This window comes from Micromonospora sp. WMMD812 (assembly GCF_027497215.1).
Classification (GTDB): Bacteria; Actinomycetota; Actinomycetes; order Mycobacteriales; family Micromonosporaceae; genus Micromonospora.
Genome location: NZ_CP114904.1, coordinates 3,078,111 through 3,100,513, shown reverse-complemented (window position 1 = coordinate 3,100,513; position 22,403 = coordinate 3,078,111). Strand labels below are relative to the sequence as shown.

Sequence of the window (22,403 nt, the reverse complement as noted above, 5' to 3'; positions counted from 1 at the left end):
CGAAGAGAGAGCCATGTCCCAATTCACCGCCGCGGACGTCAAGAAGCTCCGCGACCTCACCGGCGCCGGCATGATGGACAGCAAGAAGGCGCTGACCGAGGCCGAGGGCGACTTCGACAAGGCCGTCGAGATCCTGCGCGTCAAGGGCGCCAAGGACGTCGGCAAGCGGGCCGGTCGCACCGCCGCCAACGGTCTCGTCGCGCACTCCGGCCAGGCGCTGCTCGAGCTGAACTGCGAGACCGACTTCGTCGCCAAGACCGAGTCGTTCATCGCGCTGGCTCAGCAGTTGGTCGAGCACGGCGCGCGCATCGGTGTGAACAACGCCGAGGAGCTGCTCGCCAGCGAGCTGGACGGCAAGAGCGTCGCGGACCTGATCCAGGAGCAGTCGGCCAAGATCGGCGAGAAGCTGGTCCTCAACCGGTTCGCCAAGCTCGACGGCACCACCGCCGTCTACCTGCACCGCAAGGCCCAGGACCTGCCCCCGGCGGTCGGCGTGCTGGTGCAGTACGCCGGCAAGACCGACGAGGCCGGCGACGCCGACGCCCGTGGCGTCGCCATGCAGATCGCCGCGATGCGGCCGAAGTACCTCTCCCGCGACGAGGTCCCGGCCGAGGTCGTCGAGTCCGAGCGGCGCATCGCCGAGCAGACCGCCCGCGAGGAGAACAAGCCCGAGGCGGCCCTGCCGAAGATCGTCGAGGGCCGGGTGAACGCCTTCTTCAAGGACTACGTCCTGATCGAGCAGGCGTCGGTCACCGACAACAAGAAGTCGGTGAAGCAGGTGCTGGCCGAGGCCGGCATCGACGTCACCCGCTTCGTGCGGTTCGAGGTCGGCCAGGCCTGAGCCGCCACCGGGCGCACGCCCGGTGCAGGAAACGTCGACGAGGAGGTCGCTGGTGTACGTGACAGACACCGCGGCCTCCTCGTCCCATAGGGTCGGCAGCGGCAGGTTCGCGGTACGCGGCGCACGGGGCGCCGGCGTGGGAGAGGGCGGGGCGGATGACGCAGGTTGTGAGTGACCGGACGCTGGCGGTGGACGATCCGACCGCCCCGCCGCCCGGCCGGGCTCGCCGGGTGGTGCTGAAGCTCTCCGGCGAGGTCTTCGGTGGCGGCGCGATCGGCGTGGACCCGGACGTCGTACAGGCCATCGCCCGCCAGATCGCGACCGTGGTGCGCCGGGGCGTGCAGGTGTCGGTGGTGGTCGGCGGCGGCAACTTCTTCCGCGGCGCCGAGCTGCAGAAGCGCGGCATGGACCGGGCCCGGGCCGACTACATGGGCATGCTCGGCACCGTGATGAACTGCCTCGCGCTCCAGGACTTCCTGGAGAAGGAGGGCATCGAGACCCGGGTGCAGAGCGCGATCACCATGGCCCAGGTCGCCGAGCCGTACATCCCGCTGCGCGCCATCCGGCACCTGGAGAAGGGTCGGGTCGTCATCTTCGGCGCCGGCGCCGGCATGCCGTACTTCTCCACCGACACCGTCGCCGCGCAGCGGGCGCTGGAGATCCGCGCCGACGTGGTGCTGATGAGCAAGAACGGCGTGGACGGCGTCTACACCGCCGACCCCCGGGTCGACCCCACCGCCAGCAAGTTCGACTCGATCACCTTCTCCGAGGTGCTGCGCCGCAACCTGCGGGTCGCGGACGCGGCGGCGTTCAGCCTCTGCATGGAGAACGGCCTGCCGATGCTGGTATTCGGCGCGCAGGGAGACGACACCATCGTCCGCGCCGTCGGTGGCGACAAGATCGGCACCCTGATCACCGCCTGAGCGGTCGCCACGGCGACCGCAGCGGTCCTCCGACACACAGCAGAGCCCACCACGAGCACAGAAGGAGGCGAGGAGACCGGTGATCGACGACACCCTCCTCGAGGCCGAGGAGAAGATGGAGCGTGCGATCGAGCACGCCAAGGAGGAGTTCGGCGCGATCCGGACCGGCCGCGCCACGCCGGCCATGTTCTCCAAGGTCATCATCGACTACTACGGCACGCCCACGCCGCTGACCCAGATGGCGTCCGTCGCGATCCCCGAGCCGCGGATGGCCATCATCAAGCCGTACGACGCGTCGCAGATCAACGCCATGGAGAAGGCGATCCGCGACTCGGACCTCGGCGTGAACCCGAACAACGAGGGCAACCAGCTGCGCATCCTGCTCCCGCAGATGACCGAGGAGCGTCGCCGCGACATGATCAAGGTCGCCCGGCACAAGGGTGAGGAGGCCAAGGTGGCGATCCGCAACATCCGCCGCCGCGGCAAGGAGGAGCTGGACCGGATCGTCAAGGACGGCGAGGCCGGCGAGGACGAGGGCCGCCGCGCCGAGAAGGAGCTCGACGACCTTACCCAGCGTTTCGTGGGGAACGTCGACGAGCTCATCAAGCACAAGGAGACCGAGCTGCTCGAGGTCTGAGCGGCCGACCGGCCGGGACCGCCTCGACCGGCCGGGACGGCGTCGGCCGGGGCCGCCTTGACCGGCCAAGGACGGCGTCGGCCGGGATCGCCCCGACCGGCCGGACGGCGTCGGCCGGGGCTGGTTCACGGGCCGCCTGGCTGGCCTGGTCCCGCTGGCCGCCGCGGTCGTACCACGCGGACCGCGGATTTGACCCCCCGCCCGACGGTCGCCGATCGTGCCGCGAGGCCCGCCCCCACCCGGGGCGGGCCTCGCGCTGTGCGGGTCCGCCGACGAGCAGGCCTCACCAGGCCGGACTCTCGGCGGCACGGGTCAGACCCGGCGGTCGCCCAGGCTGATCGACACCGTGTCGCCCACATGGCGGTGTCCGGCTCCACCGGACACCGCCATGTGGGCCCCGTGTTGTTGATCAGCTCCGAGGGCCACCGGGAACGGGCCGGTGGCCCCGGTGGACGCATCGTCCGCCGTGCTGGAACGGCGGGTGCAGTAGGCTCGGCAGGATTCCCGGTCACCGGCCGGTGAACACCGGGGATCGATCGGCCGTCGGGCCGGTCAACCCGCAACAACAGTCGCGTGTGTAGGGGATGCTTGTGGTCTTGCGTCATGTGGTGGTACTCGTGCGCCGTCGCGGTGCGTGATGTCCCACCCCGACCCCTACGGCAGCACCGAGCCCCGCGGCTGGGACCGACCGGACCGGCCGGCGGCCCTGCCCTGGCCGGAGCCCGAGGTCGAACCGGGGCCGTGGACGCGGCACCCGAGCGCCGGCCCGGAGCTGTACGCCGAGCCGAGGACCCAACCCCGCCCGTCCGCTGACCCGTACGGCGACCGCGGTGGCCCGTACCCGCCCGACCCGTACGACGACCGAGGTGGCCACTACCCGCCGGACTCGTACGACGACGGCCGCCGGTACCCGGCCAACCCGTACCCGTACCGCGGTGGGCCTGAGCAGCACGGCGATCCTCGCCGCCCCGGACCGTACCCGGATCGGGGTCGCCCTCGGGACGACCGCCACCCGGACGAGCGCCACGACGGCCACCCGGACGAGCGTTACGACCGGCGGCCGGACGACCGCCGTCCGGACGAGCGTTACGACCGCGAGCGCTACGACCGTGACCCCGACGAGCGGTACGACCGGTACGCCGACGACCCTCGCCACGACCGGTACGACGGGCCGGTGGGCGCGGGTCCGGTCCGGTACGACGACGACTCCGGGTACCCGACCGCCCAGTTGGAGCCGGTGCGGGTCGACCTCACCCAGGACACGGTGACCGAGGCGGAGCGCCCCCCGGGCCGGCGACAGCCGGGCCGGCGGCGGGCCAGCATCGACCGCCCCGCCACGCAGCAGCCGACGGGCCGCGCCGGGCGTAACCTTCCCGCCGCCATCGGCGTCGGGTTAGGCCTCGGGGCGCTGATCCTGGTCCCGCTCTTCTTCTTCCGGCCGGCGTTCCTCGCGGTGATCATCGCCGCGGTGTGCGTGGGCGTCTGGGAGATGGCCCGCGCGGTCCGCCGCAGCGGCGCCCACCCGCCGCTGGTGCCGCTGGTGGCCGGTGGCGCGCTCACCGTCGGGCTGGCCTGGTACGCCGGGCCGGACGCGCTCAGTCTGGGCCTGCTGGTCACCGTGCTGGGCACGATGATCTGGCGGTTGGGCGACGGGCCGGGCGGCTACCAGCGCGACCTCACCGCGTCCACCCTGATCGCGGTCTACGTGCCGTTCCTCGGCGGGTTCGCCGCGCTGCTGGCGGCGGCGCCCGACGACGGCGAGTGGCGGATCCTGGCCACCCTGGTCGCGGTGGTGCTCTCCGACACCGGCGGGTACGCCGCCGGCGTCGCCTTCGGCAAGCACCCGATGGCGCCGTCGGTGAGCCCGAAGAAGTCCTGGGAGGGCTTCGCCGGTTCGGTCACCGCGGCGGCGCTCGGCAGCGCCGTGCTGATCTGGCAGATGTTCGACGTGGCCCCCTGGTGGGGCGCGCTGTTCGGGGTCGTCGTCTCCGGCGCCGCGGTCCTCGGCGATCTCGGCGAGTCCATGATCAAGCGGGATCTCGGCGTGAAGGACATGAGCAACCTGCTGCCCGGGCACGGCGGGTTGATGGACCGGCTGGACTCGGTCCTCTTCGCGGTGCCGGCCGCGTATCTGCTGCTGGCGGTCGTCGTACCGGTGGCGGGCTGAGACGTGGGTCACGCCGGCACCGTCACCTCGACCGGAGGGTCGGGGTCGGTTCGGCACATCCGGACAGGTGCGTCCGCCGTTCGGCGTGACAGACTGGACCCGCCATGACGAGCCTGCCCCTGATCCCCGTCGCCCCGGGCGCCCCCGCCGCGCGCCGGGCCGCCATGCCCCCGCAACACCTCGCCGACCTCGACCTGGCCGGCCGCCAGGCGTTGATGTCGGAGCTGGGCGAGCCCGCGTTCCGCGCGAAGCAGGTCTCCACGCACTACTTCGGCCGGCTGGTCCGTGACCCGCAGCTGATGACCGACCTGCCGGCCGCCACCCGGGAGCGGCTGGCCGACCGGCTGCTGCCCCCGCTGCTCAGCCCGGTCCGCGAGTTGGCCTGCGACGACGGCGCCACCCGCAAGGCGCTGTGGCGACTGCACGACGGCTCGCTGGTCGAGAGCGTGCTGATGGGCTATCCGGACCGGGTCACCGTCTGCATCTCCAGCCAGGCCGGCTGCGGCATGGCCTGCCCGTTCTGCGCCACCGGCCAGGCCGGGCTGACCCGCAACCTCTCGACCGCCGAGATCGTGGACCAGGCGGTCTATCTGGCCGGGGTGGCCGCCTCCGGGGCGGTGGCGGGGTCCCCGGCCCGCCTGTCGCACGTGGTGTTCATGGGCATGGGCGAGCCGCTGGCCAACTACTCCCGGGTGATCGCGGCTATCCGCCGGCTGGTCGCCCCGGCACCGGAGGGCCTCGGGCTGTCCCAGCGGCACATCACCGTTTCCACGGTCGGCCTGGTTCCGGCCATCCGCCGACTGGCCAGCGAAGACCTCTCAGTGACTCTTGCGTTGTCGTTGCACGCCCCCGATGATGATCTGCGCGACGAACTCGTGCCGGTCAACCAGCGCTGGAAGGTAGCCGAGGTGCTGGACGCAGCGTGGGACTACGCGGCCCGGACGGGACGGCGTGTGTCGATCGAGTACGCAATGATCAAGAACGTGAACGACCAGCCGTGGCGAGCTGACCTGCTCGGTCGGCTGCTGGCCGGCAAGTTGGCCCATGTGAACCTCATTCCGCTCAACCCGACGCCGGGCAGCCGCTGGGATGCGAGCCCGAAGCCGGTCGAGCGGGAGTTCGTCCGGCGCTTGCGCGACGCCGGGGTGTCCACCACGGTGCGGGACACCCGGGGGCGCGAGATCGACGGCGCGTGTGGGCAGCTCGCCGCCGCGGAGGACATGGATACCGACCGCGCCGGAGTGGCACCGGCGTGACCGGGCGTGGCGAACGAGACCAGGAGACATAGTGGCGAGTCAGGGTCAGCGTTTCCGGCGGAAGGCGCTTCGCCGGGGATACAAGGTCGACGAGGTGGACGCCTTCCTCGACCGGGTGGAGGCGACACTCGCCGGTCAGCCGGTCGGCGCGCCCGTGGCCTCCCAGGAGGTCCACGACGTCGTCTTCCGGGTCCGGTTCAACGGCTACGACGAGTGGCAGGTCGACCTGCACCTCGACCGGGTCGAGCGCCAGCTGGCCGAGCTGGAGGAGCGCGGCGCCGCCGCCGGGCGCGGTGGCGACCCCCGGCTCGGTGACCGGATGGGCCCGCCGGACCGGATGGCGCCACCGATGCGCGACGACCGCGGCCTGTCGCCGGTCCCGCAGCCGCTGCCGCCCCGGCCGATGCCGGCCCAGGCCGGCCCGCCCGCCGACCGCTATGGCGGCCGCTACGACGAGCCCACCGGCGCCTTCGCCGGCGGGTACGACGGCCCGCGCGGCGGCTACGACGCTCCGCGTGGCCCCGGTGGCCCCGGTGGCCCCGGTGGCCCCGGCCCGGGCCCCGGCATGCCGATGGGTCCGGGTGCCCCGATGGGCGGCCCGGCCGGCCCGCAGCGCGGCCTGCCACCGGGCCCGGGCGGCTACGGCCAGGACGACCAGCGCTACGGGCAGGACGAGCAGCGCTACGGGCAGGACGAGCAGCGCTTCGACGGCTTCGAGGCCGGCCGGCGCGCCCGCTCCGACATGACGGCCGAGATCCGGATGCCCGAGCGGGACCCGCGGGACATGCGCCGCGGCCCGCAGGGCCCGCCGATGCCGCAGCAGGGGCTCGGCGGCCCGCCGATGGGCGGCCCGCCCGCGGTGCCCGGCCCGCCGGTCGGCGGTCCGCCGATGGGCGGCCCCCCGATGGCCGGCCCGCCCGGCAGCGACCTCTACCGGGTCGACCAGATCCGCCGCAGCTTCCAGGTGCGCCGCTTCGGCAGCGGGTACGACCCGGACCAGGTCGACCGCTTCTTCGAGAGCCTGCTCGGCGGGATGGCCGGCCGCAATCAGATGCCGGTCAACCCGAAGGACCTGGACACGCTGCGCTTCGGCCTGGTGCCGGGCGGCTACTTCGAGGCCGAGGTGGACGCCGCGCTCAAGGACGTGCAGGACATCCTCTTCGGCCGCTGAGGCCGCGACGCGTACGACGAGGGCCCGCTCCCCGGCCGGGGAGCGGGCCCTCGTGCGTGGTCGTTTGTCCGGCGCGGGACGGTTGCGGCGCGCCGGCGCCCGGGTCAGGAGCGCAGGCCGTTGCGCCGCAGCACCGCGTCGCCGATCACGATGGCCAGCAGCACCACGGCTCCGGCGATCAGCCAGATGTCCTCGACCTGGCCCTCGTGGTTGCCCCAGAACGCCATGAGCACCAATACCGCCGCCGAGAGCACCGCCCCGATCCGTCCCGACTTGCGGTGTCCGGGCTTGTGCTGATCTGGCGCGGTTACCGGCTCGCTTCCTGCCACTGTCGGTCCTTCCCTCGCGATCGGATCTCCGGTTAGTCTGGCACGCCCCGTGCCGGGCTCGGCGCAGGGTCCGACCGGATGGGAGTCAGCACATGTCCGGCACCGGCGATCGGGACCTGCTGAAGCGGGCGTACGAGGCGTGGGACGCGCAGGACTGGCCGGTCGCCGGGGAGGTGCTCGAGCGGCTTGTCCGCCGGCAGCCGGATCATCCGGAGGCGGCGGTCTGGTGGTACGACGCGGCCCTGGCGCACAAGTTCCTGCGGAACTGGGCCAAAGCGTACGAACTGGGCCGGGAGGCCGCGGCGCGGGCCGAGCGTGGAACCCAGGATCCGGCGTTCTGGAACCTCGGCATCGCCGCCACGATCATGGGGGACTGGGCCACCGCCCGCGATGCCTGGCAGGGCTTCGGCATCCCGGTTCCGGACGGCGAGGGGGAGATCGTCGCGGACTTCGGCGTCACCCCAATCCGGCTGGATCCGGGCGGGCGTGCGGAGGTGGTGTGGGCTCGCCGGCTCTGCCCGACCCGGGCGCGGGTGCTCAACGTGCCGACCCCTGGATCGGGGCGCCGGTTCGGCGAGATCGTGGTGCACGACGGCGCGCCGAACGGCGAACGGGTGGTCGACGGGCGGACCTTCTCCGTCTTCGACGAGTTGCTGCTCTGGCGGGCCTCGGAGCTGCCCACCACCACCGTGTCGATCGCGGCGGCGACCGTCGAGGACGTGCACGCCCTGGTGGCGCTGTTCGAGGAGCGCGAGTACGGCGCCGAGTCGTGGAGCAGTCACGAGATCATCTGCGCCTGTTGCAGCGAGGGCCAGGTCAGTCAGGATCCGCGACACGGGGTCGCCGGGGAGCAGCGGATGAGCCTGGCCGCGCCCCCGCACGAGGTGCCCGTGCTGCTGGAGCGCTGGCGGGCCGAGGCGCCCGGCAGCCGCGGCTGGGCGCCGACGCCGGCCGACTGAGCGCGACCGTGCCGGCTCGACACGGCGAGTCCGGGCCGAAGGGCCCGGTCCGACCCGGGGGGAACGGCACTACCGGCGTCGCGGACCGGCGGCCACAGTGACTCCGGTAGCGTTTGACGTACACCTTGATACGTCTTTTGAGGGGGAAATGCGGTGCGAGTGACCGGTACCGGGCACGCCAGCATGCGGATCGACACTGCCGCGGGCAGCATCCTGTGCGACCCGTGGGTCAATCCGGCCTACTTCGCCTCCTGGTTCCCGTTTCCGGACAACTCCCTGCTCGACTGGGAGTCGCTCGGCCAGGTCGACTACCTGTACGTCTCCCACCTGCACCGGGACCACTTCGACGCGAAGCACCTGAAGCAGTACGTGTCGAAGGACGCGACGGTGCTGCTCCCGGAGTTCCCGACCTCGGAGATGGAGGACGAGTTCCGGGCGCTGGGCTTCACCAAGTTCCTCAAGGCGCCGAACGAGCAGGTGGTGGAGCTGCCCGGCGGCCTGAAGATCATGATCCAGGCGCTGACCAGCCCGACCGACGGCCCGATCGGCGACTCGTCGCTCTGGGTGGAGTACGACGGCGTCCGGCTGCTCAACCAGAACGACGCCCGCCCCACCGACCTGAGCGTCTTCGCCGAGTTGGGGCACGTGCACGCGCACCTGCTCCAGTTCTCCGGCGCGATCTGGTACCCGATGGTCTACGAGCTGCCCCAGTCGGCCAAGACCGCGTTCGGCAAGCAGAAGCGGGACCGGCAGTTCGACCGCACCTGGCGCTACATCGACGACCTGAAGGCCTCGCACGTCTTCCCGATCGCCGGCCCGCCCTGCTTCCTGGACGACGAGCTCTGGCAGTTCAACGACATCTTCGGCGACGAGGGGAACATCTTCCCCGACCAGTCGGTCTTCCTGGCCGAGTACGCGAAGGTCGGCGGCACCAACGGCATCGTGCTGCTGCCCGGCAGCGTCGCGGAGGTCACCACGGAGGGCGCGACCACCACCCACCCCGTGCCGGTGGAGGAGTTCTTCGCGAACAAGGTCGCCCACCTCGAGGAGATGCGCGAGCGCAAGCGCCCGATCATCGAGGCGGAGAAGGCGTCCTGGCGGCACCCCGAGGTGGACGTGCTCGGCGAGATGAAGCGCCGGATCGAGCCGCTGCTGGACGAGTCGATCTACCTGGCGAAGGGCGTCGGCGGGCCGGTCCGCTTCGACCTGGTCGGCTACGACGGTGACAGCGTCGAGTCGATCGTGGTGGACTTCCCGGGCAAGGAGGTCCGGCCGTACGCGGACGAGAAGGTGCGCTACCGGTTCCGCACCGAGCAAGCGCTGATCGAGCAGTTGCTGCACAGCGGCGAGGTGGACTGGGTCAACTCGCTCTTCCTCTCCTGCCGGTTCTCGGCCGCGCGGATCGGCCAGTACAACGAGTTCGTCTACGCCTTCTTCAAGTGCCTCTCAGAGGAGCGGCTCCAGTACGCCGAGGGCTGGTACGACGAGCACGAGCGCGCCGTCGACGCCGAGGACATCACCCTGGGCGACTGGGTCGTGCAGCGCCGCTGCCCGCACCTCAAGGCGGACCTGAGCCGGTTCGGCATCGTCGAGGGCGACCAGCTCACCTGCCAGCTGCACGGCTGGCGGTTCGACCTGGCCAGCGGCCGCTGCCTGACCAGCGTGGGGCACAAGATCCGGGCGCACCGCGCCGACGCCGACACCCCCGCCCCCGCCGGTGAGGCCGCCAGCTGACCTCCCGACCCCCGCGCCCCTGCGGGACGGCGTCGGTAGCGCGGTCGTGCAGGGTGACGAAACCCGCTTTCCGCCCCGAACCGGGCACCACGACTCGATGATCGAGGTGGTGTCGACGGGGGCGGGGCGTGACCGAGAGCGACGACGAGTCGGGGTACCGGTACGGGCGGGACCGGGAGATGGCCCGCGACGCGTCCCGGGTGGAGGCGTTCAGCGACGCCGTCTTCGCGATCGTGCTCACGCTGATGTCGGTCGACCTGCTCCAGCTCGGCCCGGCCCGTACCGACGGGTCGGGCCTGCCGCGGGCGCTCATGCACGAGTGGCCGGCCTACCTGGCGTACGTCATCACCTTCGCCATCGTGGGCCAGGTGTGGCTCACCCACCACAACATGTGGCGGTACGTGGTCCGGGTCGACCAGCTGCTGCTGGTGTTCAACCTGGTGCTGCTGCTCTTCGTGGCGGTCATCCCGTTCACCGCCGACCTGCTGGCCGACAACCTGCGGGGCACCCCCGCCGACCAGCGGCTGACCGCCGCGCTCTACGTGGGCGCGGTGCTCGGCGAGGCGCTCTTCTTCAACCTGAGCTGGTGGTGGGCCCGGCGGAGGCGGCTGCTGAACCCGGACCTGGATCCGCGGCTGGCCCGGGCGGTGGCCCGGCGGTTCCTGCTGGGCCCGGTGCTCTACCTGGTCGCGTTCGCCTTCGTCTTCGTCGACCCGATCCTCAGTCTCGGCCTCTACCTGTTGCTGGTCGGCCTCTACCTGATCCGCGGCCCCGGCGACCTTCCGTCCTCCGCCCGCTGACCCGACCCCGCCTCCTGGTTGATCATGAAGTTGTTGCCCTGACACGCCGCGCCGGCGGGCAACAACTTCATGATCAACGGGCGGATCCGGGTTCGGGTGCGGGGGACGGGTGGGCGGGTGGGAGGGGGAGGCGGGGTGGTGGGTCAGTGGTTCAGGTCGGCGAGGATGCGCTGGGCGGCGTTGTGGCCGGCGGCGCCGATCACGCTGCCGGCCGGGTGGCAGCCGGCGCTGCCCGCGTACACGCCGTCGACGCCGGTGGCGTAGGGCATCCGGTCGGTGAACGAGACCGTGTTGTCCACGTGGTGGATGTGCCCACCGGTGATGCCGAAGTGCGCCTCGATGCCCGGCGGGGGCAGCGGCACCGCGTCGGCGATCAGGTCGCCGGTGCCGGGCGCGTACCGCTCGCAGATGGCGATCAGCTTCTCGACGTACCCGGGCAGCGCCGCGTCCCACGTCGTGCCCGCCAGGTCGTACGGCACCGACTGGACGAACAGCGCGGACGAGTGATGTCCCTCGCCGTCCGAGAGCGTCGGATCGACCGTCGTGTGCAGGTACCACTCGATGGTCGGCTCGTCCGGCAGCCGCCCGGCCCGCACGTCCGCCCACATGGCACGCAGCGCGGCCATCGGCGAGGTGGCGTCCCCGCCGACCAGCGACGCCGACCCGGGCAGCAGGTGGATGGTGGAGCCGAACGGGCTCGGCGCGTCCGCCGGCAGGCAGGAGAAGCGGGGCAGCCCGGTCAGCGCCAGGTTGAGCTTGAGCGTGCTGCCGGTGCGGCGGACCGCCGCCATCCGCTCGCCGAGCGGCGCCGGGAGCGCGCCGTCGGGCAGCAGGTCCATCAATCGGTACGGATCACACGCCCCGAGCACCACCCGCGCGGCCACCTCGCGGCCGTCGGCGAGGACCACGCCGCTCGCCGCGCCGCCGTCCAGAGTGATCTCGCGGACCGCCGCGTCGGTGAGGATCCGCGCCCCGGCGGCCCGGGCGGCCTCGGCGAAGGTACGGGACACCGTGCCCATGCCGCCCTCGGCGATCATCCAGGTGCCGCCGGAGCCGGGCAGCCGGCACATGTTGTGCACCAGGAAGTTGTGTCCGGTGCCGGGGTCGTCCGGGCCGGCGTTCAGCCCGGAGAGCCCGTCGGTGACCGCGTACATGCTGACCAGCAGCTCGGAGCGGAACTCGAACCGGGCCAGGTAGTCGGCGACCGAGCCGCGGACCAGGTCGACGAAGACCTGCCGCAGCGCGGGGCGGACGTACCGGTCGGCGGTCTCCTCCACCGGCAGCGGCTCGGCGAGCCAGCCCGGCGCCAGGTCCTCGCGCAGCGCGGCCAGCTCGGCCTGGAGAGCGTCGTCGGCGGCCACGTCGGCGGGGGAGAAGAAGTCGGCGAGCTGCGCCCGGGTGGCGGCCGTGTCGCTGCCGAACAGCAGGTACGGCGAGCCGAGCCCGCCCGGGGTGGGCAGGAAGTAGTGCGGGTCACGGCGTACCACCGGGATCCGGACGTCGAGCGTGGCGAGCAGCTCCGGCGGCATCAGCCCGAGCAGGTACGAGCCGGTGGAGTGGCGCAGCCCGGGCACCTTCGGGAACGGGTTCTCGGTGCGGGTCGCGCCACCGATCACGTCGGCCGCCTCCAGCACCAGCACGTCGAGCCCGGCGCGGGCCAGCAGGACGGCGGAGACCAGGCCGTTGTGCCCGGCCCCGACGATCACGACGTCAGCACGGGCGGGAAGTTCGCTGCTCATGCCGCCGCAGCCTAGCCCCCACACCCCCTCCCCACACCCCCACCAACCCACCACCCCAGCCCCTTCACCCCGTTGATCATGAGGTTTGCGGCAGGAATGGAGATCGAATCCGCCGCAAACCTCATGATCAACCGGGGAAACGGGCGCGGGGAGGGGGGAGCGGAGGTGGGTGGGGTGGGGGACCATGCCTGGGAGTGGGGACGGGAGGGGTCCGGGTGTTCGGGTGGTGGGGGCGGACGGTGGTGCGGCTGCGATGGGCCGTGCTGGCCGGTGCGGTGCTGTTGGCGGTCATCGGCGCGACCTGGGGCGCCGGGGTCTTCGGCCAGCTGACCGGGGGCGGCTACGACGACCCGGCGAGCGAGTCCACCCGGGCCCACGAGCGGATCAGCGCCGAGCTGGGGCCGCAGGGAGCCGACGTGATCGTGCTCTGGTCCAGCGACACCGCCACCGCCGACCAGCCGGCGTTCCGTGACCCGGTCGCCGCGACGGTGGCGCGGCTGCGCGAGCGGCCCGAGGTGACCACGGTGACCACCTGGTACGACACAAGGGCGCCCGCGCTGCTCGCCGGCGACCGGCGGGCGACGTACGCGCTGGTGCAGCTGCGGCCGACGGACGAGGACGGCAAGACCGCCGCCTACCGGGCGCTGCGCCCGGCGCTGGACACCCCCGGGGTGCGCACGCAGGCCGGCGGCAACGTGCCCTTCCTGGAGGAGGCGAACACCCGGACCACCGAGGACATCACCCGCGCCGAACTGATCTCGATGCCGGTGCTGCTGGTGCTGCTCGTGCTGATCTTCGGTGGACTGGTCGCCGCGTCCACGCCGCTGCTGATCGGTGGGCTGGCCATCCTCGGCGCCTTCGTCGCGGTCCGGCTGGTCAACCTGTTCACCGACGTCTCGATCTTCGCGATCAACGTGATCACGCTGATCGGCCTCGGCATGGCGGTCGACTACGCGCTGTTCGTCGTCAGCCGGTTCCGTGAGGAGTTGGCGGCCGGCCACGGCACCGCCGACGCCATCCGCCACACCATGGCCACCGCGGGCCGCACCGTGCTGGTCTCCGGCCTCACCATCGCGCTCGCCATGGCGAGTCTGCTCATCTTCCCGCAGCCGTTCCTGCGCTCCATGGGCCTCGGCGGGATGGCCGCCGTGCTGGTCGCCATGCTCGCGGCGCTGACCGTGCTGCCGGCCCTGCTGGCGGTGCTCGGCCCGCGGATCGACGCGGTGCGCGTACCGCTGCCGTGGCGGCGGCGGACGGCGGGTGGGCGGCCGGCGGCGGCCGCGGAGGGCGGCGCCTGGGCCCGGATCGCGCGCAGCGTGATGCGTCGTCCGGTGCGGTACCTGGTCGCGGTCGCGCTGCTGCTGGCGGTGCTGGCGCTGCCGTTCCTGCGGATCACCTTCGGCGGCTTCGACGAGCGGGTGCTCCCGGCGGGCGCCGAGCCGCGGGTGGTCTCCGAGCGGATCGCCGCGGAGTTCCCCGGTGGCACGATCGCCCCGGTCGAGGTGCTGATCTCCGGTGCGCCGGCTGCCGCGGTGCGTCCGTTCGCCGACCGGATCGCCCAGGTGCCCGGCGTGACCGGGGTGGGCGTTGCCGCCAACCGGGGCGAGTCCACGCTGCTCACCGTGACGTACCCGGGTGAGCCGACCGGCGACGTGGCCCAGGGCGTGGTCCGGGCGGTGCGTGCCCTGCCCGCACCGACCGGCGCGGAGGTGCTGGTCGGCGGCCGTCCCGGCGCCGACCGGGACCTGCTGGACAGCCTCGGCGCGCGGTTGCCGTGGATGGCGCTGCTGATGGCCGCCGCGACCCTGCTGCTGCTCTTCCTGGCATTCGGCTCGGTGGTGCTGCCGGTCAAGGCGGTGCTGATGAACCTGCTCTCCATCGGCGCGTCCTTCGGCGTGGTGGTCTGGATCTTCCAGGACGGGCATCTCGCCGACCTGCTCGGCTTCACCCCGACCGGGTTCATCGAGCCGAGCAACCCGATCCTCATGCTGGCGGTGCTCTTCGGCCTGGCCACCGACTACGAGGTGTTCCTGCTCTCCCGGGTCCGCGAGGAGTGGGACCGCATCGGGGACAACACCGCCGCGGTGGCCGCCGGGCTGCAACACACCGGGCGGATCATCACTGCGGCCGCGCTGCTGCTGATCGTCGTGGTGGCCGGCTTCGCCACCGGCGGGATGGCGTACATCAAGCTGATCGGCGTCGGCATGATCGTGGCGATCGTGGTGGACGCGACGCTGGTCCGGGCGCTGCTGGTGCCGGCCACCATGCGGCTGCTCGGCCGGTGGAACTGGTGGGCGCCGGGCCCGCTCGGTCGGGTGTACCGCCGCTACGGGCTGCGCGAATCGGCCGGCCGGGCGGCCGAGGAGACCCGTCACTCCGCGTTCACCGGATAGTGGCTGCTGTCGATGCCCCCGGACCCTAGCCTCGACGGGGCATCGACCCACGCTTCCGGGAGGTCTCCTCGATGGACCGTCGTACCGTCCTGCGTTCCGCCGCCGTCGGCGCCGCCGCCTTCTCCGGCAGCCTCTGGGCCGGCGCCGCGCTGGCCGCCCCCGCCCAGCCCGGCCCCGGCCCGTACGGGGACCTGCTCGCCGCCGACGGCAACGGCCTGCAACTGCCCGCCGGCTTCACCAGCCGGGTGATCGCCCGCTCCGGGCAGCGCGTCGCCGGCACCTCGTACCTCTGGCACCCGGCGCCGGACGGCGGGGCCTGCTTCCCCGCCGGCACCGGCTGGATCTACGTCTCCAACTCGGAGGTGCCGCTGATCGGCGGCGCGTCGGCCGTGCGCTTCAACGCGGACGGCGCGATCGCCGCGGCCTACCGGATCCTCGGCGGCACCAACGTCAACTGCGCCGGCGGCGCCACCCCGTGGGGCACTTGGCTCTCCTGTGAGGAGGTGCCGCTCGGGCGGGTCTTCGAGACCTGGCCGGACGGCAGCCGCTCCGGCGAGGAGCGGACTCGGATGGGCCGGTTCACCCACGAGGCCGCCGCCTGCGACCCGGATCGCCGGGTGGTCTACCTGACCGAGGACGAGGAGGACGGCTGCTTCTACCGGTTCGTCCCGGACACCTGGGGTGACCTGCGGACCGGGAAGGTGCAGGTGCTCTGCGCCCCGGCCGACCAGATGGCCGGCCCGGTGACCTGGCGGGACATCCCGGACCGGGACGGCTTCCCGATCTTCACCCGCTGGCAGGTGGGCGCGGCGAAGCACTTCGACGGCGGCGAGGGGTGCTGGTACGACCGGGGCACCTGCTGGTTCACCACGAAGGGCGACAACCGGGTCTGGGCGTACGACGCGGTCAACCAGCGCCTCGACCTGGCGTACGACGACTCGCTGGTGCCGCCCGGCGCCGCGCCGCTGACCGGGGTGGACAACATCACCGGCACCGCCGGCGGTGACCTCTACGTGGCCGAGGACGGCGGCAACATGGAGATCAACGTCATCACGCCGGCCGGGGTGGTCAGTCCGTTCCTGCGGATCCTCGGGCAGTCCTCCTCGGAGATCACCGGCCCGGCGTTCTCCCCGGACGGTTCCCGCCTCTACTTCTCGTCCCAGCGCGGCACCAGCGGCGACCGGACCGGCATCGGCGGCATCACCTACGAGGTCACCGGCCCGTTCCGCCGCTGACCCGACGGGGGGCGGCGTTGATCAAGAGGTTTGCGTCACCTGTGGAGCCGTCCCTGACGCAGACCTCTTGATCAACGCTGGTTCGTGAGGGCGCGGCGGTACCGCCAGCCGGACAGGGCCAGGGTGGCGGAGTAGCCGCTGAGCACGATCACGTGGAACACGTAGAGCCAGAGCAGCACGGCGACGCCGGCGCCGATCTCGTCGAAGCCGCCGAACGGCACGCCCAGGTCGATCGGGAGCGAGGCGAAGAGGACGAAGCCGTGCAGGAACCCGGAGAGGTTCGCCGCGGTGAACGAGCCGACGGCGAGCGCGGAGAGCCAGTCCGGGGAGGCCGGGCCGACCACGCGGAAGACCCAGAGCAGCACCGGGGTGAGCACCAGCCACACCCCCAGGAACGACAGCACCACCCCGAGCGCGCCGATCCAGCCGCCCCGGCGGACCAGCCCGGTCGTGATCGGCAGGGCCACCAGGATCGACAGCAGCAGGGCCGGGGCCGGCGCCAGCAGCGGAAGCAGCAGCAGCCGGCCCCGCCAGCCCACCAGGGACTCGTCCGGAGGACGGGGCCGGGCGACCGAGACGAACGCCCGGCGCAGCCCCTCGCCGTAGAGCGAGGCCGGCAGCACCGAGGCCAACGCCAGCGCCGGGGTCAGGTCCACCCCGGCGTCGACCAGCGCGGCCACCGCGTGGGGCGCGCCGATGTCGTCCGGCAGGGTCCGCACGGCGTACGCGGTGAGCCGGCGGACCCGCTCCGCCCCGGCCACCAGCGACGTCAACCAGATCGCCAGCAGCGCCACCGGCACCACGGCGATCCCCCCGTAGAAGGTGATCGCGGCGGCGTGCAGGGAGAGGTCTCGACCGCGCACCGGCCGGAACGCGGCGCCCACGATCCGCCTCGTCCGCTGCCACCCGCTGCCCATCGCGCTCTCATTCCCCGTCGCTGTCTCGGCCACTCATTAAGATCGCCAGCCATGACCGTCCTGCGCACCGAGCGCCTCGTCGTCCGGGACTGGACCGACGCCCCCGCCGACCTGGCCCGGCTGTACGAGGTCTACTCGCGCCCGGAGGTGAGCCGCTGGTTGTTCGCCCCCGGCCTGCCGCTCACCGAACCGGGCCAGGCGCGCGAGCGGCTGTCGATGTGGCGCCGACGGCACGCCGACCACGGCGACCGGTACGGCACCTGGGCGATCGAGGCGTCCGGGACCGGGACGATCGTCGGCACCGTGCTGCTCAAGCCGCTGCCCGGGCGCGACGAGCGGGTGCCGACCGAGGACATCGAGGTCGGCTGGCACCTGCATCCCGACTCGTGGGGGCACGGCTACGCCACCGAGGCGGCCCGGGCGGTGGTCGCGCGGGAGTTGGCCGCCGGCACGCCGCGGGTGTTCGCCGTCGTGTCGCCGGGGAACGCGGCGTCGATGGCGGTCTGCCGCCGCCTCGGCATGACCCACGTCGGGCGGCGCACCGACTGGTACGGGGGTGAGGAGTTGGAGACGTTCGTGCTGGACGGCCCGGCGGCCTGACCGGCCGGTGTCGCCCGGGCCGAGCCTGGGGTGCGGGGCAGCGGGAAAGCGTCGGGCGGTCGTATCGTCTGCGACCGTGATGATCAGTTTCCGGACCGAGCCGGACCGGCGCCTGCTGGCTGCCGCGTTGCGCCGCACGCTCGGCCGGAGCCTGCGGCTGTTCCGGCTCTGCGGCGTCATCCTGCTCCTGCCGGCGGCGACGGCGATACTCACCGACGAGTGGTCGGCGGCGGCGGGCTGGCTGCTGGGGGCCGTCGCCTTCTGGATCCTGCCGCCCGTGCTGGTGCGCAGCGCGGTCCGATCGAGCTGGAAGTCGTACGGGCGGCCGATCGACTGGCAGGTCTCCGACGAGGGTGTGCGGATGGTCTCGGACATCATGGAGAGCCTGGTCCGGTGGCCGGCGCTGGAGACGGTCGAGCTGATCCCCGACCAGCTGCTCCTCAAGATCAATCGCCAGCAGGTCATCCCAGTCCCCATCGCCGGCCTCAGCCCGCAGGACCGGGACGCGCTGTTCGACCTCCTCCGCGCGCGGGGCCCGCTGGCCGGTTCCGGCCAGGCCAGGGACGGGCTCGCCCGCTGACCGGCACTGACCAGGCTGGTGAGGGGCTGGCCCGCGGACAGCGCGCGCCGGGGCGGGCAGCGTAGGTCCGGCGGGGGCCGAAACGCGGTGCCGATCGAGGAGGCGGTGCTGCTCGGCGAGATCGTGTCACCGGGCGACCGGCGCAAGGACGTGATCGACCGGCCGCGGGAGTACGCGGCCGCCGGCGTGCCCTTCTTCCTCCGCGTCGACCTGCGTAACCGGGTTCCCTCGCTCGCGCTCTCCGAGCTCACCGAGGGGGAGTACCCGCCGGTGGCCGCCGCGGCCGGCAGGCCGTTCCAGATGCGGCAGCCCTTCGCGTTCGCGATCGACCCGGCCGAGCTGCTGGACGAAGCGGCTGCCGAGCCGGAGAACGCTCCGGCGCAGGTCGACGGCGAGAATTGAGGCTCCCAGCGGACGCACAGCGGCGCTGGGGAAGAATGGCCGGGTGACTTCCCCGCGAGAGCTCGTCCTGCTCGGGTCGACCGGCTCGATCGGCACCCAGGCCATCGACATCGTCCGGCGCAACCCGGACCGGTTCCGGGTGGTCGCGCTGGGCGCCGGTGGCGGCAACGTGGAGCTGCTCGCCGCGCAGGCGCTGGAGCTGGGCGTCGAGGCGGTCGGCGTGGCCCGGGCGTCCGCCGCGCAGGATCTCCAGCTCGCGTTCTACGCCGAGGCGAGCCGGCGCGGCTGGGCCACCGGCGACTTCAAGCTCCCGAAGATCGTCGCCGGGCCGGACGCGATGGCCGAGCTGGCCCAGTGGCCGTGCGACGTCGTGCTCAACGGGGTGGTCGGCTCGCTCGGGCTGGCGCCGACCCTGGCCGCGCTGCGCGCCGGGCGGACCCTCGCGCTGGCCAACAAGGAGTCGCTGGTCGCCGGCGGCCCCCTCGTCAAGGCCGCGGTGAGCCGCGCCGGACAGATCGTCCCGGTCGACTCCGAGCACTCGGCGCTGGCGCAGTGCCTGCGCGGCGGCACCCGGGGCGAGGTTCGCCGGCTGATCGTCACCGCCAGCGGCGGGCCCTTCCGGGGCAAGCGGCGTGACGAGTTGACGGAGGTCACACCCGAGCAGGCGCTCGCCCACCCGACCTGGAACATGGGGCCGGTCGTCACGATCAACTCAGCCACCATGGTCAACAAGGCGCTCGAGGTGATCGAGGCGCACGAGCTCTTCGACGTGCCGTACGCCGACATCACCGTGATGGTGCATCCGCAGTCGGTGATCCACTCGATGGTCGAGTTCGTCGACGGCTCGACCCTCGCCCAGGCCAGCCCGCCGGACATGCGGCTGCCGATCGCGCTCGGCCTCGGCTGGCCCGACCGGGTGGGTGACGCCGCCGCCGCGGTCGACTGGACGGCGAGCCACACCTGGGAGTTCGCCCCGCTAGACGACGAGGCGTTCCCCGCGGTCGCGCTGGCCAAGGCCGCCGGCCAGGCCGGACGCTGCCGCCCGGCCATCTACAACGCCGCGAACGAGGAGTGCGTCGCCGCGTTCGTGGCCGGACGGCTGCCGTTCCTCGGCATCGTGGACACCCTCGCGAGGGTGCTGGAGGACGCTCCGGACTTCGACGAACCAGGTACCGTCGAGGACGTGCTCGCGGCCGAGTCGTGGGCGCGGGCGCACGCGCAGGAGATCATCACCGGGTCGGTGGAAGGAGCTTGATGTCATACCTGCTCGGGGTGGTGCTCTTCGCCCTCGCCATTCTCATCTCGGTGAGCCTGCACGAGGCGGGGCACATGCTCACGGCGAAGGCCTTCGGGATGAAGGTCACCCGCTACTTCGTCGGCTTCGGGCCCACCCTCTGGTCCTTCCGGCGCGGCGAGACCGAGTACGGCGTCAAGGGCATCCCCCTCGGCGGCTTCTGCAAGATCGTCGGGATGACCCCGCAGGACGACGACGTCGAGCCGGGCGACGAGAAGCGGGCCATGTGGCGCTACCCGGTGTGGAAGCGGACCGTCGTGATGTCGGCGGGTTCGGTCACCCACTTCGCGCTCGCGCTGGTGACGCTCTGGATCCTCGCCGTCTCGGCCGGCTTGCCCAACCCGGCCTACCCGACCACCGAGCAGCAGGCTCGCCAGGAGCCGGCCGTCATCACGCTCAGCGACTGCGTGGTGCCGGACAACACCGCTCGCGCCTGCGCCCCGGGCGACGCGGCGAGCCCGGCCGCCCAGGCCCAGCTGCGCGACGGCGACCGGGTCACCTCGCTCAACGGCATGCCGATCAACAACTACGGGCAGCTGCTCACCACGCTGCGCGGCCTCCAGCCGGGCAGCACCGCGACCATCGGCTACGTCCGGGACGGGCAGCCGGGCCAGGTGACCACCACCCTCGCGAAGACCGAGCGCGCGCCGCTGGACGACCCGAAGGGCGCGGTCGGCCCGGTCGCCGCGCTCGGCGTCGGCCTGATCCCCAGCACCCCCACCCGCGTCACGTACGGGCCGGTGGCCGCGTTCGGCGCGACCGCCGACTTCACCGGCGAGATGGCGGTCGGCACGCTGCACGCGCTGCAGCGGATTCCCCAGAAGGTCCCGGCGCTCTGGACCGCCATCACCGGCGGCGAGCGCGACGTGGACACCCCGATCAGCGTCGTCGGCGCGAGTCGGCTGGGCGGCGAGGCCGTGGAGAACAACGCCTGGCTGGTGTTCTTCATGCTCTTCGTCTCGCTGAACTTCTTCATCGGCGTCTTCAACCTGCTGCCGCTGCTTCCGCTCGACGGCGGCCACATCGCCATCGCCTGGTTCGAACGGGCCCGCTCCTGGGTCTACGCCCGGTTGCGCCGCCCGGATCCGGGCCGCGTCGACTACCTCAAGCTCATGCCGTTCACGTACGCGGTGATCCTGATCGGTGGCGCGTTCACGCTGCTGACCATCACCGCGGACGTCGTCAACCCGATCACGCTCTTCTCAAGGTGAGTGCCTGAAGTGACCGCTGTCAGCCTGGGTATGCCTCCCGTACCGCCCCCGCCGCTCGCGCCGCGCCGGGCCAGCCGCCAGATCATGGTGGGCTCGGTCCCGGTCGGCGGCGGCGCGCCGGTGTCGGTGCAGTCGATGACCACCACCCTCACCGCCGACGTCAACGCCACGTTGCAGCAGATCGCCGAACTCACCGCCAGCGGCTGCCAGATCGTCCGGGTCGCGGTGCCGTCGCAGGACGACGTCGAGGCGCTGCCCGCGATCGCCAAGAAGTCGCAGATCCCGGTGATCGCCGACATCCACTTCCAGCCGAAGTACGTCTTCGCCGCGATCGACGCCGGGTGCGCCGCCGTGCGGGTCAACCCCGGCAACATCCGGCAGTTCGACGACAAGGTCAAGGAGATCGCCCGGGCCGCGAGCGACGCGGGTGTGCCGATCCGGATCGGCGTGAACGCGGGCTCGCTGGACAAGCGGCTGCTCAGCAAGTACGGCAAGGCCACTGCCGAGGCGCTCGTGGAGTCGGCGCTCTGGGAGTGCTCGCTGTTCGAGGAGCACGGCTTCCGCGACATCAAGATCTCGGTCAAGCACAACGACCCGGTGGTGATGATCCGGGCGTACCGGCAGCTCGCCGAGCAGTGCGACTACCCGCTGCATCTGGGCGTCACCGAGGCCGGCCCGGCGTTCCAGGGCACCATCAAGTCGGCGGTGGCGTTCGGGGCGCTGCTGGCCGAGGGGATCGGCGACACCATCCGGGTCTCGCTCTCCGCGCCGCCGGTCGAGGAGATCAAGGTCGGCAACCAGATCTTGGAGTCGCTCGGCCTGCGCGAGCGCGGCCTGGAGATCGTCTCCTGCCCGTCCTGTGGGCGGGCCCAGGTGGACGTCTACAAGCTCGCCGAGGAGGTCACCGCCGGCCTGGAGGGTCTGCCGGTGCCGCTGCGCGTCGCCGTCATGGGGTGTGTCGTGAACGGCCCGGGCGAGGCTCGCGAGGCCGACCTCGGTGTCGCCTCCGGCAACGGCAAGGGCCAGATCTTTGTGAAGGGCCAGGTCGTGAAGACCGTCCCCGAGGCGCAGATCGTGGAGACCCTGATCGAGGAGGCGCTGCGGATCGCCGACGAGATGGGCGCCGAGCTTCCCGAGGAGCTGCGCGGCATGATCACCGGCCCCACGGTCACCGTCCACTGACGCCGGCGCCCGCCGCGCCGGCGGGTTTAGCCA

20 protein-coding genes are annotated in these 22,403 nt (G+C 72.5%); 17 read left to right on the top strand and 3 right to left on the bottom strand.

Annotation, left to right across the window (positions count from 1 at the left end; all coding sequences use genetic code 11):
• Positions 1 to 13: 13 nt before the first annotated feature.
• From tsf to O7603_RS14100, 6 genes are all read left to right on the top strand, one after another.
• Positions 14 to 841 (top strand): translation elongation factor Ts, encoded by an 828-nt coding sequence (gene tsf, locus O7603_RS14125; protein WP_281576166.1) that lies wholly within the window; start codon positions 14 to 16, stop codon positions 839 to 841.
• Positions 842 to 996: 155 nt separating this feature from the next.
• Positions 997 to 1,764 carry a UMP kinase gene (pyrH, locus tag O7603_RS14120; RefSeq protein ID WP_281576165.1) on the top strand — a complete coding sequence of 256 codons (768 nt, stop codon included), beginning with the start codon at positions 997 to 999 and terminating at the stop codon, positions 1,762 to 1,764.
• A 79-nt stretch (positions 1,765 to 1,843) separates the two neighbouring features.
• On the top strand, positions 1,844 to 2,401 hold the full coding sequence (gene frr / locus O7603_RS14115; RefSeq protein ID WP_281576164.1) for a ribosome recycling factor: 558 nt from the start codon (positions 1,844 to 1,846) through the stop codon (positions 2,399 to 2,401).
• A 637-nt stretch (positions 2,402 to 3,038) separates the two neighbouring features.
• A complete protein-coding gene (locus O7603_RS14110; protein ID WP_281576163.1) occupies positions 3,039 to 4,568 on the top strand; it encodes a phosphatidate cytidylyltransferase in 1,530 nt (509 codons plus the stop codon).
• Between the two features lie 104 nt (positions 4,569 to 4,672).
• A complete protein-coding gene (gene rlmN / locus O7603_RS14105) occupies positions 4,673 to 5,824 on the top strand; it encodes a 23S rRNA (adenine(2503)-C(2))-methyltransferase RlmN (RefSeq protein WP_281576162.1) in 1,152 nt (383 codons plus the stop codon).
• A 31-nt stretch (positions 5,825 to 5,855) separates the two neighbouring features.
• A complete protein-coding gene (locus O7603_RS14100) occupies positions 5,856 to 6,995 on the top strand; it encodes a DivIVA domain-containing protein (RefSeq protein ID WP_281576161.1) in 1,140 nt (379 codons plus the stop codon).
• Between the two features lie 104 nt (positions 6,996 to 7,099).
• On the opposite strand, the gene O7603_RS14095 is transcribed toward O7603_RS14100, so the two are convergent.
• Positions 7,100 to 7,324: a DUF2631 domain-containing protein gene (locus O7603_RS14095; protein WP_281576160.1), complete on the bottom strand. Its 225-nt coding sequence runs from the start codon at positions 7,322 to 7,324 to the stop codon at positions 7,100 to 7,102.
• A gap of 92 nt (positions 7,325 to 7,416) precedes the next feature.
• Between O7603_RS14095 and O7603_RS14090 the strand changes: the two genes are divergently transcribed.
• The 3 genes from O7603_RS14090 (at position 7,417) to O7603_RS14080 (ending at position 10,817) form a co-directional block, all read left to right on the top strand.
• Positions 7,417 to 8,283: a tetratricopeptide repeat protein gene (locus O7603_RS14090; RefSeq protein WP_281576159.1), complete on the top strand. Its 867-nt coding sequence runs from the start codon at positions 7,417 to 7,419 to the stop codon at positions 8,281 to 8,283.
• A 153-nt stretch (positions 8,284 to 8,436) separates the two neighbouring features.
• Complete coding sequence (locus O7603_RS14085) at positions 8,437 to 10,017, top strand: Rieske 2Fe-2S domain-containing protein (RefSeq protein WP_281576158.1); 1,581 nt, start codon at positions 8,437 to 8,439, stop codon at positions 10,015 to 10,017.
• 179 nt (positions 10,018 to 10,196) lie between these two features.
• The gene (locus O7603_RS14080) at positions 10,197 to 10,817 is read left to right on the top strand and encodes a TMEM175 family protein (RefSeq protein ID WP_281576698.1); all 621 of its coding nucleotides are present in this window, start codon (positions 10,197 to 10,199) and stop codon (positions 10,815 to 10,817) included.
• A gap of 143 nt (positions 10,818 to 10,960) precedes the next feature.
• Here O7603_RS14080 and O7603_RS14075 read toward each other — a convergent pair whose 3' ends face one another.
• Complete coding sequence (locus O7603_RS14075; RefSeq protein ID WP_281576157.1) at positions 10,961 to 12,556, bottom strand: NAD(P)/FAD-dependent oxidoreductase; 1,596 nt, start codon at positions 12,554 to 12,556, stop codon at positions 10,961 to 10,963.
• Between the two features lie 194 nt (positions 12,557 to 12,750).
• Here O7603_RS14075 and O7603_RS14070 point away from each other — a divergent pair, with 194 nt between their 5' ends.
• A complete protein-coding gene (locus tag O7603_RS14070; protein WP_281576156.1) occupies positions 12,751 to 14,949 on the top strand; it encodes an MMPL family transporter in 2,199 nt (732 codons plus the stop codon).
• 71 nt (positions 14,950 to 15,020) lie between these two features.
• Positions 15,021 to 16,184: an alkaline phosphatase PhoX gene (locus O7603_RS14065; RefSeq protein ID WP_281576155.1), complete on the top strand. Its 1,164-nt coding sequence runs from the start codon at positions 15,021 to 15,023 to the stop codon at positions 16,182 to 16,184.
• Positions 16,185 to 16,255: 71 nt separating this feature from the next.
• Here O7603_RS14065 and O7603_RS14060 read toward each other — a convergent pair whose 3' ends face one another.
• Complete coding sequence (locus O7603_RS14060; protein WP_281576154.1) at positions 16,256 to 17,101, bottom strand: YhjD/YihY/BrkB family envelope integrity protein; 846 nt, start codon at positions 17,099 to 17,101, stop codon at positions 16,256 to 16,258.
• A gap of 51 nt (positions 17,102 to 17,152) precedes the next feature.
• Between O7603_RS14060 and O7603_RS14055 the strand changes: the two genes are divergently transcribed.
• From O7603_RS14055 to ispG, 6 genes are all read left to right on the top strand, one after another.
• The gene (locus O7603_RS14055) at positions 17,153 to 17,701 is read left to right on the top strand and encodes a GNAT family N-acetyltransferase (protein WP_281576153.1); all 549 of its coding nucleotides are present in this window, start codon (positions 17,153 to 17,155) and stop codon (positions 17,699 to 17,701) included.
• Positions 17,702 to 17,780: 79 nt separating this feature from the next.
• Entirely contained in the window at positions 17,781 to 18,281 is a 501-nt protein-coding gene (locus tag O7603_RS14050; protein ID WP_348651076.1) for a YcxB family protein, read from the top strand.
• An 87-nt stretch (positions 18,282 to 18,368) separates the two neighbouring features.
• On the top strand, positions 18,369 to 18,683 hold the full coding sequence (locus O7603_RS14045; RefSeq protein WP_281576151.1) for a Uma2 family endonuclease: 315 nt from the start codon (positions 18,369 to 18,371) through the stop codon (positions 18,681 to 18,683).
• A gap of 43 nt (positions 18,684 to 18,726) precedes the next feature.
• Positions 18,727 to 19,938 (top strand): 1-deoxy-D-xylulose-5-phosphate reductoisomerase, encoded by a 1,212-nt coding sequence (gene dxr, locus O7603_RS14040; protein ID WP_281576150.1) that lies wholly within the window; start codon positions 18,727 to 18,729, stop codon positions 19,936 to 19,938.
• Positions 19,938 to 21,188: a site-2 protease family protein gene (locus tag O7603_RS14035; protein WP_281576149.1), complete on the top strand. Its 1,251-nt coding sequence runs from the start codon at positions 19,938 to 19,940 to the stop codon at positions 21,186 to 21,188. The genes dxr and O7603_RS14035 overlap by 1 nt, the downstream gene beginning before the upstream one ends.
• Before the next feature lie 9 nt (positions 21,189 to 21,197).
• Positions 21,198 to 22,370 (top strand): flavodoxin-dependent (E)-4-hydroxy-3-methylbut-2-enyl-diphosphate synthase, encoded by a 1,173-nt coding sequence (ispG, locus tag O7603_RS14030; protein ID WP_281576148.1) that lies wholly within the window; start codon positions 21,198 to 21,200, stop codon positions 22,368 to 22,370.
• Positions 22,371 to 22,403: the final 33 nt, after the last annotated feature.

Bases quoted from the DNA above. Each gene is read 5' to 3' on its own strand.
- tsf (WP_281576166.1), top strand. From the start codon at position 14: ATGTCCCAATTCACCGCCGCGGACGTCAAGAAGCTCCGCGACCTCACC.
- pyrH (WP_281576165.1), top strand. From the start codon at position 997: ATGACGCAGGTTGTGAGTGACCGGACGCTGGCGGTGGACGATCCGACC.
- O7603_RS14110 (WP_281576163.1), top strand. From the start codon at position 3,039: ATGTCCCACCCCGACCCCTACGGCAGCACCGAGCCCCGCGGCTGGGAC.
- rlmN (WP_281576162.1), top strand. From the start codon at position 4,673: ATGACGAGCCTGCCCCTGATCCCCGTCGCCCCGGGCGCCCCCGCCGCG.
- O7603_RS14090 (WP_281576159.1), top strand. From the start codon at position 7,417: ATGTCCGGCACCGGCGATCGGGACCTGCTGAAGCGGGCGTACGAGGCG.
- O7603_RS14080 (WP_281576698.1), top strand. From the start codon at position 10,197: ATGGCCCGCGACGCGTCCCGGGTGGAGGCGTTCAGCGACGCCGTCTTC.
- O7603_RS14075 (WP_281576157.1), bottom strand. From the start codon at position 12,556: ATGAGCAGCGAACTTCCCGCCCGTGCTGACGTCGTGATCGTCGGGGCC.
- O7603_RS14065 (WP_281576155.1), top strand. From the start codon at position 15,021: ATGGACCGTCGTACCGTCCTGCGTTCCGCCGCCGTCGGCGCCGCCGCC.
- O7603_RS14060 (WP_281576154.1), bottom strand. From the start codon at position 17,101: ATGGGCAGCGGGTGGCAGCGGACGAGGCGGATCGTGGGCGCCGCGTTC.
- O7603_RS14055 (WP_281576153.1), top strand. From the start codon at position 17,153: ATGACCGTCCTGCGCACCGAGCGCCTCGTCGTCCGGGACTGGACCGAC.
- O7603_RS14050 (WP_348651076.1), top strand. From the start codon at position 17,781: ATGATCAGTTTCCGGACCGAGCCGGACCGGCGCCTGCTGGCTGCCGCG.
- O7603_RS14035 (WP_281576149.1), top strand. From the start codon at position 19,938: ATGTCATACCTGCTCGGGGTGGTGCTCTTCGCCCTCGCCATTCTCATC.